Genomic DNA, 13438 nt, shown 5'->3' with positions numbered 1-13438 from the left:
GAGCGCCGAAGATCGCCGCATGAGCGGCAGATTGCGCGAGATCGCGCGGGAGAATGCGGAGATCGTGGCGGCCGGGGGGTACCGGACGCGGTCGGGACGGCAGGTGTCGCTCGCCGCCGCCGTGGCGGAGGCCAAGGCAGGAACCAGAATATATGGCCCAAACCGGGTCATTCCAGGCGAGCTGATCGCGAAGGGCGCCCACCGGACCGTCGTCGAGGTCACCGGCGAGAGCAGCACGGTCGCCGCCCGTCGGCTCGCCGAGGAGCGCCCGGGGACGGTTCGCACGGTTCCGGTGGCCGTCCTGAACTTCGCTTCGGCCCGGAATCCCGGGGGCGGCTACGTCCGCGGGGCCAAGGCCCAGGAGGAGGCCCTCTGCCGCGCCTCGGCGCTGTACGAGACCCTCCTGGAGGCCCCGGAGTACTACGAGATCCACCGCGCCGAGGTCAGCACCTTCTACACCGACCGGGTGATTCACTCGCCCGGGGTCCCCGTCTTCCGCGACGACCGGGGCGACCTGCTGGACACGCCCTTCCGGGCCGGATTCCTCACCTCGCCGGCCCCGAACGCGGGCACGATCCGCCGCCAGGAACCGGACCGCGAGCCCGAGCTCCCCGCCGCGCTCGCCCGCCGCGCGGAGCTGGTGCTGGAGGTGGCCGCGCTGCACGGCTACCGGGGGCTGGTGCTGGGGGCCTGGGGGTGCGGGGTCTTCCGGAACGACCCCGCCCAGGTGGCGGAGGCCTTCCGGGGACTGCTGGCCGGGCGGTTCGCCGGGGTGTTCGAACGGGTGGTCTTCGGCGTCCTCGACCGGAATCCGGAGACGCGGGAGACCTTCGAGCGGGTGCTCGCGGGGGAGTGGCGGACCGGAGGCGACGACGCGCCCGGGACGGCTTAGGACTGGGACGGCTCAGGCCCGGGACGGCTCAGGACTGGGACGGCTCAGGCCCGGAACGGCTCAGGACTGGGACGGCTCAGGCCCGGAACGGCTCAGGCCCGGGAGGGCTGGGCCGGGTCCGGGAGCAGGCGGGTCCGCAAGAGGTCGAGCACCTGGTCCAGGGCAGCGCGGGTGGCCTGCCCGGGCCGGTCGACGAGGTGCTCGGTGAGGACGGAGTGCGGCGGCAGCACGGCTTCGGGGTTGGCGTCCTCGTCCTCCAGCTCGGCGGCGACGAAGGCGTCGCCGAGCTCGCGGCGCAGGAACGCGAAACGGGCGCCGGGGCTGAGCCGGTCGCTCCCGAAGCGCAGCCCCAGCACCTGCAGGCCCTCGCGCTCGCAGCGTCCACGGACGGCGGCGAGGTCCCCGGGCGAGATGTCGATGCCGTCCCGTCGGCGGGCGGTGATGCCCAGGGGGAGGGACGGCTGCGACAGGACCGGCACGAGGAGGTGCTCGTCGACGGCCATGGCGAGGGCGAAGCCGCCGGTCAGGCACATGCCGACGGCGCCGACGCCCGGGCCGCCGCAGCGCTGGTGCTCGTAGGCGGACAGCGCGCGCAGCCAGCTCACGACGGGCGAACTCCGGCCGGTGGCCAGGACGGTGAACTCCCGGCTCACGCACACGTTCCAGACGGTGGAAGCGGTGTAGAGGGCGCCCCGCAGCAGGCCGTGGGCCGTGGGGTGGGGGTCGCGTCCGGGCGTGCCGAACAGCACCGGGAGCACGGCGGTGCAGCCGAGCGCGGCCACCCGCTCGGCGAACTCCAGCACCTTGGGGGTGATCCCGGGAATCTCCGCGATCACGATCACCGCCGGCCCGCTGCCGCGGCGCAGGACGGGACGCGTGCTGCCTCCGTGGGTGAAGGTGCCGCGTTCGAAGCCCGACAGGTCATGGTCCGCCATGGACGACCGCCTCACTCATCGACCGTGGCGCACGCGATGGACGACGCACGGCACCACCCTCCGCTGACGTCCTCTGACGTCCTCTGACGTCCTCTGACGTCCTCTGACGTCCTCTGACGTCCTCTGACGTCCTCTGACGTCCTCTGACGTCCTCTGACGTTCCGCTGACGGGAGGGACCGTACAACACCCGGACGGAGTAGGCCTACTCCGGAGTAACCACCCGGGTGCCGGACCGCGACGGACGCCTACGAACCTTCGGGTGCTCCGGGTTTCCAGCCCCAGGCCGTGAGCATGCCGGGTGACAGTCCGGCGTACCCGGGGGAGTCCAGCAGCCGCAAGGCCTCGGCGAGCCGGTCCTCGTCGACGAGCCCCGTCGCCAGCATGTCCGCCCGGGCCCGGTCCCAGGTGTCCGCCCAGAACCGGCTGATCGCGCTGCCCGGCAGCAGCGGTGGCACGTGGATCTCGGCGGCCACCGATTCCAGCCCCGCCGCCTCCAGCAGCTCGGGGTGGTGAACCACCTGCGACACGTCGGTCCCGATGCTTTCGCTCAGCCCCCGCCACATGGCCCGCATCGCGCCGGTGTACGGGGTGAGGGGCGCGGAGTCCGTCGTCAGGTCCACGGCGTCGCTGATCACCAGGACCCCGCCGGGGGCGAGCAGCTCGACGAGCCGGGCGACCAGCCGCGGCCGCTCCGGCAGGTGCATGAGGACGAAGCGGGCGTGGACCAGCCGGAAGAGGCCCGGGGAGAAACCGTCCGCGGTGATGTCCGCCCGCAGCGGGGTCAGCCCGGGCACGGGGTGCTCGGTGAGGAAACGTACGTCCCGGTCCACCGCGAGGACCTCCGCGACCCCGGCTTCCTCCAGCAGCCGGCGCGCCACCGTCCCGGTTCCCGCTCCGACGTCCAGACAGGTCCAGCCGGGGCCCACGCCCAGCTGCCGCAGCCGGGACATGGTCGTCCCGTCGTAGGTGAGGGAGCCGAGGCCGATCCGGTCCCCTTCGCCGACGGAATCGGGACGGAAGACCCGCTCGCCGTAGCGCCCCGGGTCCTGGGGCCCTGTGCCGGTCATGGATCCATTGTCGCAAGGAGGCGGGAAGGCGACATGCCGGAGCCGGAGCCGGAGCCGGAGCCGGAGCCGGAGCCGGAGCGGGGACCTCTGGCCCCGGCCCCGGCCCCGCCTGGATCAGGTGCCGAGCGCGCCGCCCCGCCACTGCTGGTTGGTGTGCGCCGGGGTGCAGTCCCACAGCCCGACCCGGGCGCCGTTGCCGGTGGCCCAGCCCAGGGCGTCGAGGCACTTGCCCGAGTGGACGCTGCGCAGCAGACCGCCCGGGATCGCCTCCCATTTCTGGTTCAGGCCCTGGTGACAGGAGTTGAGCCCGATCAGCGAGCCGTTCTCGGTCTTGCCGAACTGGACGTCCATGCACCGTCCGAGCGAGCGGACCGTGCCGTCGCTCTCCAGTTTCCAGGCCTGCGCGTCCGTGCCGTTGCACTGGTAGATCTGGATCGGCGTGCCGTCCTTGGTGCCCGCGGCCTTGACGTCCAGGCACTTGCCGGAGTGCACGCCGACGATCTGGCCGGATCCGGCCGGCGGCGCCGGGTTGCAGTAGATCTCCACGAGGACCTGGTAGTACCCGCCGTCACCGATCGGCATCGCCCGCGGACCGTTGCTCTTGGAGCAGCGGAACGTCTCGTAGCCCTCGCCCACGGCCTGGCCGTAGGCACTGCTCCAGGCGCCATCGACCGCGATGTTGTACGGGCCGTAGCCCATGCCGGTGAAGTACTTGGGGGCGGTCGGGGCCAGGGCCGCCGAGGCGGGGGCGGCGGCCGGAGTGGCGCCCGCCGGGGAGGCGAACAGCGCCGTGACGGCGAACAGGGCGGCGGCCGCGGCCGACAGACATCGAGCCAGCTTCACGCGTGGCTCCCTTCGGAAGAGGGGTTCGGTGGTCGAACGGAGAGGAAGGTGCCGCCGGGCCCGCGGTCGGCTCGACAGTAGCCGCGCGGCGCCGCCGGACAGTCTCACCGTGGTCTCAACTCCGTTCGGAAAACGGCTGATTGCCTGCTGACCAGGGGGGACGCCGGGTCGGTATCGTCCCGGGAGCGTGGAGAGAACCGAGGAGCTCGCGGCGCTGCGGGCCGCCCTGGAAGCCGGAACGCCCGTCCATCTCGGCGGGGGGCTCGGCAGCGGCAAGTCCTGGCTGGCCCGGCGGCTGCCCGTCGCGGACGCCGTCGAGCTGTCCGGGCTACGGACCGCGGAGGCGGCCTCCCGGGTTCGCGCCGCGCTTGCGGCCGGGCCCGGGGGAGGGCTGCTGCTCGTCGACAGCGTGGACGGGCCCGGGCACGCCGAAGCCGTCGCCGCCGCCCTCGAAGAACCCCGTGCCGGGACGGGCGGACCCCGCAGACCGGTGCTGCTGGTCGGCCGGCGCCCCCTGCGGGCCGTCTCCGGCTGGACGGGCCGGCCCCTGACCACGCTGACCCTCGGACCCGTGCCGGCGCGGGCCGTCGAGACCCGGATCCGCGCGAGCGGCCTCGAAGACCCGGAGGCGGTGGCGCTGGCGGTCCGGCTGGCCGGCGGGAACCCGCTGCTGGCGCAGCTGGCCGCCCGGACGCTGCTCGCGGGCACGCCGGCCGACGCCCCCGGGGCCGTCGCCGACGCCATGACCGAGGAGGTGTTGCTCCGGCTCGACCGCGAGCGCCCGGCGGCCGCCACCGGGAGCGGGCGCTGGCGGCACGCGCTGCGCCTGCTGGCGACCGTACGGGCGGGGGACGAGCGGCTGCTGAGCGGCGGCCCGGAACTGTTCTCGGCGCTGGCCGCGCTGAGCCTCGTCCGCAGGGAGCGGCTCGGGCTGGCGATCCGTGAACCCTTCCGCACCCTGTTCGAACTCGCCTTCCAGTGGCGGCGCCCGGAGCACCACGAAGGGCTCCGCGCCCGCGCCGCCGACTACAGGCGGGCCCTGCTGACGGAACGCCGCGACCCGCAGGAGCGGGCACGGCTGGTGGAACAGGGCCTGTTCCTGTCCGGCGACCCGACCCTGCGCGGCTCGCTGTTCCCGCCCGCGGAGGAATCCGCGGTCATCGGACCCGCCGGCGCCGGGGAGACCGAGGACATCGGCCGGCTGATGCGCGAGTGGGCGGTGCGCGGAGGGTTCGACGTACGGCGCTGCGAGCGGATCACCGGCCAGTGGCTGGACGCGGCCGGCCCCGCCGCCTTCCGGCTGGCCCGGGACCGGGACGGCCGGCCCGTGGGACTGGCGGCGCTGCTGCCCGTCGCGCAGGGCACGCAGGCCGGCATCGAACCCCTGCTCCAGCAGCATGCCGACGGCCTCCTGGACGGCTCCCGCGGCCACCCCGGCGGGGGGCTGTTCCTCGGAGCCGCGTACGCGGCGGACCCGGTCGCCCACGCACAGGTCCTGCGGCACATCCTGGGCCAGGCGGTGCTCGCCGGGCACCTGGTGGTGTCCACGGCCAGCCCCGACTACCAGACGCTGCTGCGCACGCTGAGCTTCCGCCCGCACGGCGGCATCCGCGACGACGTCTACCGCTGCGGGAGGCGGCCCGAGGTCTACAGCCACGACTTCACTCCCGCCGGGCTCCCCGCCTGGATGCGGACCCTCGCCCCCGGCGGGCGCCCCGCGGGCCGGCCGGAAGAGGACGCCCCGGACGCCGTGGCCTGGGCGCTGGCCCGCATCCGCGACCCGCGCGCGCTGGCCCGCAGCCCGCTGCTGGCCCGCCCGGGCCTGTCCACCGCGCATGCGCTGCGCGACTGGCTGGACAACGCCGTACTGGAACTGGCACTGGCCGACGCCCCCGCCGACGCCGAGGCGGGGGCCATCCTGCGCGCCTACTACCTGAGCGGACGGCCCCGTACCCACCACCAGGCCGCCCGCGAGGTGCACCTCAGCCGTGCCACGTACTTCCGCCGCCTGAGGAGGGGGCTGGACCGGCTGGCGGAACGGCTGCCGCCGCCGTCACAGCACGATGGCGTGTCTTTGGCCGCCTCGACCTAGGTCGTCTCTTTCGGATCTTGCCGGGCGGCGCGGGCCAGGCAAGATCCGAAAGAGACGGCCTAGCGCCAGCCGTACCGCTCGCGCAGCCGGTCCACGACGAGCTGGAACCGGCCCCGGTCCAGTGCGCAGGCCTCGCGTCGCATGCCGTCCTCGTGGACGCGCAGCACCCGGTCCACGTCCACCCAGGACTCCCGCCCCGCGCTGTCCCACGGCCCGGTCCCGATGGGGACCCACTCCCGGTCGTGGTCGTGCCGCTTGCTGGACAGCTGCACGGCCAGGAGCGTGCCCTTCTCCTCACGGGCCACGACGAGCACCGGCCGGTCCTTGCCGCGCCCGTCGTTCTCCTCGAAGGGAACCCAGGTCCAGACGATCTCGCCGGGATCGGGATCCCCGTCGCGATCGGGGGCGTACGAGGTCTGCACCGGCCCGATGGCGTTCGGATCGGCCTCGGCCGTCGCGGTGTGCCCATCGCGGCCGGGCTGCTCGACGTGACCGTTGCTGTGGTGTGAAAGTGCCGTCATTTAGGGGAGATTACTGGGTTTTGAGGTCTCTGTCGTGGGAGCATCCATCGGGTACGGCGGCGCGGGTGCGACCACCTCGTGGTAGGCCTTCCAGATCAGGGGCGGGAAGGCGCTGCCCCGATCGGAGTCGGGGCCCCCCACGCCCTGCATGGGCAGCAGCTGCGTGACGTCGGGCTTCGTACGGAACATCGTGACGGAGGTGCTCAGTTCCGGCGTGGTGCCGATGTACCAGGCGGAGTTCATGCGGTCGTTCGGGCCGGTCTTGCCTCCCCAGGACGGAAGGTAGGTCCGCTGGTCCTTCGGGGGTCCGACGGCGTTCCACCCCACGTGGCGGAGCGCCGCGCCCACGATCGCGGCCGTGTCGGAGCTCATGGCCCGACGCGGCTTGGGCCGGCCGAAGCCGTCCACCGCGGTGCCGCTCCGCTCGACCTTGGTCACGGAGTAGGGCTCGGTGGCCTGGCCCTTGTTGATGAAGGTCGTATAGGCACTGGCCAGCCGGACGGCACTGGGCGTGGAGGTCCCGATGGAGAAGGTCGGCTCCAGCTTGGCCATGCTCTCCTCGCGCAGCCCCGACGCGACCGCGAGCTCCTTCACCTTCTTCAGCCCGATCTTCTTGCCGGCTTCCACGAACGGGATGTGCTCGGAGTCCACCAGGGCCGAGCGGAGGTGCGCGGACACCGTCGGCGTCCCCGCTGCCGTCGGCTTCGGGGGGAGCGGTGCGGGGCTCTCGCCCGGCGGTTCCGTGCCTTCGACCTCCTCCTCCAGAGCGGCGGCGTACACGAAGGGTTTGAACGCCGAGGCCGCAGGCACGCCCGAGGTGTCCGCGTTGTTGGTGAAGTGCTCGATCGCGTCGGCGCCGCCGTAGACCGCGACGATCGCTCCGTCCTTGGGGCGTATCGAGGCGGCGCCTACCTGTACGTACTGGTCCTCCGGGCGCTTCTTCGGGTCCAGCCGGTTCGCGCGCACCTGCTCGACGGCCTTCGCCAGCGCGGACACCTTGTCCTTCTCGAAGGTGGTGTAAATGCTGTAGCCGCCGGCGGCCAGATCCTTGTCCGTGATCCCGCCGCGGCTCTTGAGGGACTTGTTGGCGATGTCGACGAGGTAGCCGATCTGGCCGGCCTGGCTGGTCGGCTTGGCGGGCGGCTTCGGCTCCGGGAACTGCGTGTACTTCGCGCGTTCCCCGGCGCTCATCGCACCCGTGCCGACCTGACGGTCCAGGATCCAGCTCCAGCGGTCCTCGGCGCGTTGGTGGTTGGAGGCGCTGAGGGACGGGTCGAAACTCTCCGCGCCCTTGAGGACAGCGGCCAGCAGGGCACTCTGACTGGGGTTCAGGTCCTTGGCGGGGATGCCGTAGTACGCGTACGAGGCAGCCTGGACGCCGTACGCGTCGCGGCCGAACCAAGAGGTGTTGAGGTACCCCTCGAGAATCTCCGTCTTGGGCCGCTGGTTGCTGATCTTCACGGAGAGGAAGAGTTCCTTGATCTTGCGCTGGACGGTCTGGTCCTGGCTCAGATAGGTGTTCTTCACGTACTGCTGGGTGAGCGTCGAGCCGCCCTGGGTCTCCTTGCCCTTCACGATGTTGACGGCGGCGCGGCCGATGCCCGTCACCGAGACGCCCGAGTCGCTGTAGAAGTCCTCGTTCTCCGCGGCGATGACGGCGTGCTGCACGGAACCGGGGACCTCGGAGAGCTTCACGTCCTGCCGGTTCACATCGCCGACACTCACCATCCGGCTGCCGTCCGCCCAGTAGTACACGGTCGCCTGCCGACGCGCGGAGTCGTGCGCATCCGGGATCTCGACCCGCGTGTAGACGACGGTGGCGAGGCCGGCGAGGGCGCCGACGAAGAGCAGGAACAGTCCGGTGACGAGCTTCCAGGAGGGCATCCAGCGCCGCCAGCCCCGGCGGCCGCGACGAGGCAGGTCGATGCGCAGGCGCCGGGCCTTCCGCCCGGCTCCCTCGCGGCTCTTCGCACGGCCCCCGGGGCGCCGCGCGCGCTCCGGACCTTCCGTCTGGACCGGGCTTCCGGTCGCGTCCGTCCTGCCGGTGCGGTCCACGCGGCGTTTGCGGGGCAGCCTCATAGGGGGTGCGGACCTCCTCGATCGCGAGCCGTCACCTCGGGGGTGGTGACGGAACTCGGCAAGGAGGATGATCATTTCGCGTTCGTGGTTGGGTCGTTCGTGAAACTCTTACGCGAGGCGCGAGGCGCGAGGCGCGAGGCGCGAGGCGCGAGGCGCGGGTGCGCGGGGTGCAGGGAACGTAGGGAGTTCCGGTCTGACCTGCACGCGTGCCTGACATCGCGGGCGGATGCGAGTGTCCGTGTGGAGGCCTCCGCGGTGAGGGCGGTAACCGGACTTCGCCGCAGTGGACGAGGGCGGGCTTCCTGTGAATCACCGTACTTTCGTCAGCGGTTGTGCTCTACAGCCACCGATGCTTCGCATCTGGATGTCCCGCTACGATGACGGCATGCGGAGCGCGGCGGTGAGCGAAGACAGCTCGGAATACTGCGCGTTCGATTCCTGGTATCAGCATCAGCACGACCTCTTCCTCGCCCACGCGGGCTCCCTGTTGGATCTCTCCGCCGCCAGGTCGATCGTCGACGAGGTCTTCGCGAAGATTCACGCGAAATGGGTGGCGTTGCCGTGGTGGGGGTTTTGCGCTCTCACCTTGATCATCTGGCTTGCCGATCTGCGGGTTCTGCCCCGGCTGCTCTTCGAGCTGCATTCGTACGAGTACGCGCGGCATCCACCACCTCACGCCTCATCGCCCTGCGGCCTCCTGCGCATGGCCTCGCCCGCAATCCCTCGCGGGCCGCAAACGGAACTCCACCTCGATGCCCTGGCACGTTCTGGGGCGCTGACTGCCTGATCTCCGGAGCAGGCATGGCTGCGCCTGCTCATCGACATGGAGTTCTAGTGGAGATCATCAACATCACCTTTTCCGTGATCGCGGAGAATGGGATGAAAGCAGCCTTCGTAGGCATCGGTGCGGTGATCGTCGGACCGCCCGTGACGAAGCGACTCGTCGGCCTCACCCGGGAGTTCTGGGACCCGAAGATCACGCGTCTCCGTCGGACGATCGCCGACCGCGTAGCCCCTGCGGATCCGACGGATGGCGCGAACGGGTAGAACGAAGAGGCGATCCAAAGGCGCGAGCGCGCTTGATGTCTCGGAACCCGGTCCGGGAGTCCTCGAAGTCTTGGACTCCCGGACTCTCCGCCCACAGCCGGCCACTTGGCCTGGTTGGTGCGGGTGGCGACGATCCGGCGTGGCCGCAGTGCTGCGCAGTCCTGAAAGGACGGCGCCGGGGCCGGCGCGGACGTTGTCCGTGCCGGCCCGCGGCCCTGGTCATCGGCTGCTTCGGCGCTCGATCTCGCGCTGGACAACCTCGATTGCCGTCCGCAGCGCAGTGATCGATGCACCCTGCTCGCGGGAGAGCCGGAGAAGATCGTTCAGTGTGTCCTTCTCGATAAGGACCCTTGCGAAATCTTCCGGCAGTGCGGTCTTCTCGTAGACCTTGATGTGCGCGATGACCTCCCCAAAGGAGATCTTGGGCCAGCGCCGCTCAGCCTGCTTGATACGGCTGCGCGTTGCGCCCAGATCACTGACGTCTGCCGGTGTCACGGCGGTGGCCTCCAGTTTGTCCAGGAGTACCAGTGTGTCCGCAAGCAGATCGTGGAACGGTTTCAGCTCGTTGGCCTCCTTGTCGCGCCTGCGCTTGCGCAACGCGATGACGGAGAAGACGGTGGCGCAGATACAGGCTACGAGGGCCACGGAACTGGCCCAGTTCCACGTATCGTTGAATGCTCCTGCGGCCCAGTGCGGAGCCTGAACCGGGCCGGCATGGGCTTGAAGCGAATTCTGCAGCGGAACGGAAAACGAGAAGGGCATGATGGGTTGTCCTTACTGAGAACAAAGGGTGCTCGTCCGGACTCCGCTCAGGAGATGACGGGCTGTCGGATGGTGTTCTCTGCCGGATCTCCGCAGGGTCGGAGCGCCGAGCGGGGCCATCAGGCCACAGCTGGGGACGTGTGTTGCATTCCGACGCAGGTACGGATGGGTCTCGTGGCTGCTCGGAGCCACGGGTTGGGTCTTCCGGTCCGGTCTGGTCCGGATCCGGATTCTGCGGACGGGAGCTTCCAGTGAGCGGTGGCCGGCGTGGTGGAGACTTCGCGGTGCGGCTGGCGGCATTGGTGAAGGCCTCAGGGCTGACGCTGGAGCGGGCCGCGGAAAGGACGATGGAGCGCCGTCCGCGCGACGCGTCGTGGAAGGTGACGTATCGCCAGATCAGTACCTGGCAGAACGGTTCCCACCTGCCTGCCACGGAAGAGGGGTTCTTGAAGCTGGTCAGGGTGTTGACCGAGCACGCTCGCGGCCGAGCGGCGCGTGGGCACCAGGTCGGCGATCTACTCGACGAGCATGCTTGGGCTCGGCTGCTCCGGCAGGCCGTAGCCCCAGGGTCCGACGAGCCGACGTCGGGCACCGGCGATGACGATGGGGGGACGGCTGATGCCCGGTTCACCCGATGTCTGGTCGGAGTGGTCCCCTCGGCTGCGGACTGCTTCCAAGACCGCGGGAGTGCAACTCAACTGAGGGGAGCCATCGCCACTGTCGGGACGGCGGTGCTGTCTCAGGTGCTCGCCGGAACCGGCGGAGTCGGCAAGACCCAGCTCGCGGCCAACCACGCCAGGGCGATGTGGACCGCCGGCGATCTCGAGGTGTTGGTGTGGGTGAGTGCGGCGTCCCGAGCATCGATCGTCAGCTCCTATGCCGAGGCGGCGTTCCAGCTGGGACTGGCGGCAGAACAGGGTGATGTGGGCCGTGCGGCGGAGCGTTTCCTGGCCTGGGCGCACACGGGCACACGCTCTTGGGTGGTGGTGCTGGATGACATCCAGCAGCCTGATGACGTACGCGGGTTATGGCCGTCGACGGGCTCGGTAGGCAGCGTGGTGGCCACGACCCGACTACGTGGCGACGCACTGGCGGGCGGCGGCCGACAGGTGATCGAGGTCGACCTGTTCACTCCGAGCGAGGCCAGAACGTACTTGATCGCCAAGCTCGCTCCGCAGGGTCTTGCCGGGGAGGCCGAGCAGCTCGATGCGCTGGCCGAGAGCCTCGGGCGGCTGCCTCTCGCACTGGCACAGGCCGCGGCGTACATGATCGACCAGGACCTCGACTGTGGCGTCTACCGGGAGCGACTCTCCGCCAAGCTGCTTGAGCACGTGGTACCCGAACCGCGCGATCTTCCTGATGACCATCAGACGATCGTCACCGCGGCCTGGGACCTCTCGGTCGAGCAGGCGAACCGAGCCCGCCCTCAGGGGTTGGCACGGCCCCTGCTTCATCTGGTGTCCGTGATGGATCCCAGCGGCGTCCCAGCAGCCGTGCTGACCAGCGAATCAGCCCGCGAGTACGTCTCCTCCTGCCAACTCGATGACGTTCCGCGATCGGATGGGCCGGGAGTCGAGGCCGACGATGTCATGGGGGCCCTGCGAGTCCTGCACCGGTTCAACTTGATCGATCACAATCGCCGTGCGCCGTATCAAGAGGTCAGGGTCCACAACCTGATTCAGCGCGCCACTCGCGAATCCCTCCCGCCCGACCAGCGTGCCCGGGCCACGTACGCCGTTGCCGATGCCCTTCAGGAGGTATGGCCCGAGGTTGAACGTGATCAACTCGGAACTGTTCTGCGCGCCAACACCACTGCCTTGAACCGCGTCGGCGGCGACATCTTGTGGCAGTGGCACGGTGGAGCGCACCCGGTGCTGTTCCACTCCGCGGGCAGTCTCGGCGCGTCCGGACAGGCCGCCGCTGCGGTCACGGAATTCATCCACCTTCATTCTGTGGCGTGCCGGTCCCTCGGAGCCAACCATCCGGACGCCCTGGTCAGCAGAAGCCGCCTGGGACGCTGGCGGGGTGAAACGGGTGACGCAGGTGGTGCGGTGGCCGCATTCGAGGAACTCCTGCCGGACCAGATTCGGGTTCTGGGTCCCGACCACTGGGAAACGCTGGAAAGCAGGAGCAACTTGGCGTCATGGCGGGGTGAGACGGGTGACGTAAGCGGTGCGGTGGCTGCGTTCGAGGAACTCCTGCCGGACCAGATTCGAGTTCTGGGCCCGAACCACCCGGAGACGCTGAACAGTCGGAACAACATGGCCTACTGGCGGGGCCTGACGGGGGATGCTGCGGGTGCGGTGGCCGCGTTCGAGGAGCTGCTGCTCGACCAGACCAGGGTGTTGGGGTCAGACCATCCCAAGACGCTCGGCCTCCGGAGCAATGTGGCCCAGTGGCGTGGGGAGTCGGGTGATGCGGCTGGTGCGGTAGCCGCTTACCAGGCTCTCCTGGCTGACCAGGTACGCGTGCTGGGACCGGACGAACCCATGACGCTGATCATGCGGAGCAACATGGCGAAGTGGCGCGGTCGGGCCGGTGATGTAACAGGTGCACTGGCTGCGTTCGAGGAGCTGATGCCAGATCAGGTGCGAGTCCTTGGGCCCGATCACCCCCTGACGTTCATGTCTCGGAACCTCATGGCGAACCTGCGTGGTGAGTCAGGTGACGCCGAGCGTGCCGTGGCCGAGTACGAGGCCCTACTGGCTGACCGGTTGCGGGTGTTGGGAACGGATCACCCCGACACCCAGAATGCGCGCGCGAACCTTGCCTTCTGGCAGGGACGAGCCGGTGACGCTCCCGGCGCGGCCGCTGCGTTCAAGGAGGTCCTTGCCGACCGTGCGCGCCTGTTGGGGCCTGATCACCCCGATACCCTGACAGCCAGGGGAAACCTCGCGTACTGGCAAGGGAAGGCTGGGGATCCTGCGGGCGCGTTGGCTGCGTTCGGGGAGCTGGAGCTTGACCTGCTCCGTGTGATCGGTCCTGGCGACCCCCGAACGCTGACTTTCCAGAGCCATCTGGCGCATTACCAAGGCGAGGCCGGTGACGCTGTGGGCGCGGTAGCTCTTCTCGAGGAGCTCGAGCCGAACTTCCTTCGCGTTTTCGGCCCCGAGCATCCCAGGAGCTTGTCCTTCCTGGAGCAACTGGCGATGTGGCGGAAGAAGGCTGATGGGGTGTGAAGCGTCCGCCGTGTGACGTA

Annotated in this window: 11 protein-coding genes; 5 read left to right on the top strand and 6 right to left on the bottom strand. The window is 70.3% G+C overall.

Annotated elements, in window-relative coordinates; genetic code table 11:
* The first annotated feature begins 19 nt into the window (after positions 1 to 19).
* Positions 20 to 892, top strand: a complete 873-nt coding sequence (locus ACFYM0_RS33795; protein WP_388508316.1) for a TIGR02452 family protein — start codon at positions 20 to 22, stop codon at positions 890 to 892.
* 92 nt (positions 893 to 984) lie between these two features.
* Here ACFYM0_RS33795 and ACFYM0_RS33790 read toward each other — a convergent pair whose 3' ends face one another.
* The 3 genes from ACFYM0_RS33790 to ACFYM0_RS33780 all read right to left on the bottom strand — a co-directional run bounded on the left by ACFYM0_RS33790 (position 985) and on the right by ACFYM0_RS33780 (position 3738).
* On the bottom strand, positions 985 to 1827 hold the full coding sequence (locus tag ACFYM0_RS33790; protein WP_388508313.1) for a dienelactone hydrolase family protein: 843 nt from the start codon (positions 1825 to 1827) through the stop codon (positions 985 to 987).
* Positions 1828 to 2073: 246 nt separating this feature from the next.
* A complete protein-coding gene (locus tag ACFYM0_RS33785; protein WP_388508310.1) occupies positions 2074 to 2895 on the bottom strand; it encodes a class I SAM-dependent methyltransferase in 822 nt (273 codons plus the stop codon).
* Positions 2896 to 3009: 114 nt separating this feature from the next.
* Complete coding sequence (locus tag ACFYM0_RS33780) at positions 3010 to 3738, bottom strand: ricin-type beta-trefoil lectin domain protein (protein ID WP_388508307.1); 729 nt, start codon at positions 3736 to 3738, stop codon at positions 3010 to 3012.
* Between the two features lie 187 nt (positions 3739 to 3925).
* Between ACFYM0_RS33780 and ACFYM0_RS33775 the strand changes: the two genes are divergently transcribed.
* On the top strand, positions 3926 to 5830 hold the full coding sequence (locus tag ACFYM0_RS33775; protein ID WP_388508304.1) for a hypothetical protein: 1905 nt from the start codon (positions 3926 to 3928) through the stop codon (positions 5828 to 5830).
* Positions 5831 to 5889: 59 nt separating this feature from the next.
* Here the strand turns inward: ACFYM0_RS33775 and ACFYM0_RS33770 are convergent, their stop codons facing one another.
* Both ACFYM0_RS33770 and ACFYM0_RS33765 read right to left on the bottom strand, forming a co-directional pair.
* On the bottom strand, positions 5890 to 6351 hold the full coding sequence (locus ACFYM0_RS33770; protein ID WP_388508301.1) for a type II toxin-antitoxin system PemK/MazF family toxin: 462 nt from the start codon (positions 6349 to 6351) through the stop codon (positions 5890 to 5892).
* Positions 6352 to 8430, bottom strand: coding sequence for a transglycosylase domain-containing protein (locus ACFYM0_RS33765; protein ID WP_388508298.1), 2079 nt, complete (start codon positions 8428 to 8430; stop codon positions 6352 to 6354).
* Between the two features lie 364 nt (positions 8431 to 8794).
* Here ACFYM0_RS33765 and ACFYM0_RS33760 point away from each other — a divergent pair, with 364 nt between their 5' ends.
* Together ACFYM0_RS33760 and ACFYM0_RS33755 are read left to right on the top strand one after the other, a co-directional pair.
* Positions 8795 to 9217 (top strand): hypothetical protein, encoded by a 423-nt coding sequence (locus tag ACFYM0_RS33760; protein ID WP_388508295.1) that lies wholly within the window; start codon positions 8795 to 8797, stop codon positions 9215 to 9217.
* 47 nt (positions 9218 to 9264) lie between these two features.
* The gene (locus ACFYM0_RS33755; protein WP_388508292.1) at positions 9265 to 9477 is read left to right on the top strand and encodes a hypothetical protein; all 213 of its coding nucleotides are present in this window, start codon (positions 9265 to 9267) and stop codon (positions 9475 to 9477) included.
* 219 nt (positions 9478 to 9696) lie between these two features.
* On the opposite strand, the gene ACFYM0_RS33750 is transcribed toward ACFYM0_RS33755, so the two are convergent.
* Complete coding sequence (locus ACFYM0_RS33750) at positions 9697 to 10239, bottom strand: hypothetical protein (RefSeq protein ID WP_388508290.1); 543 nt, start codon at positions 10237 to 10239, stop codon at positions 9697 to 9699.
* A 347-nt stretch (positions 10240 to 10586) separates the two neighbouring features.
* Here ACFYM0_RS33750 and ACFYM0_RS33745 point away from each other — a divergent pair, with 347 nt between their 5' ends.
* Positions 10587 to 13418: a tetratricopeptide repeat protein gene (locus ACFYM0_RS33745; RefSeq protein ID WP_388508287.1), complete on the top strand. Its 2832-nt coding sequence runs from the start codon at positions 10587 to 10589 to the stop codon at positions 13416 to 13418.
* Positions 13419 to 13438: the final 20 nt, after the last annotated feature.

Source organism: Streptomyces sp. NPDC006487, from assembly GCF_042870555.1.
Classification (GTDB): Bacteria; Actinomycetota; Actinomycetes; order Streptomycetales; family Streptomycetaceae; genus Streptomyces.
Note: the sequence above shows the minus strand (reverse complement) of the source record. Positions and strands in the feature narration are given on the sequence as shown.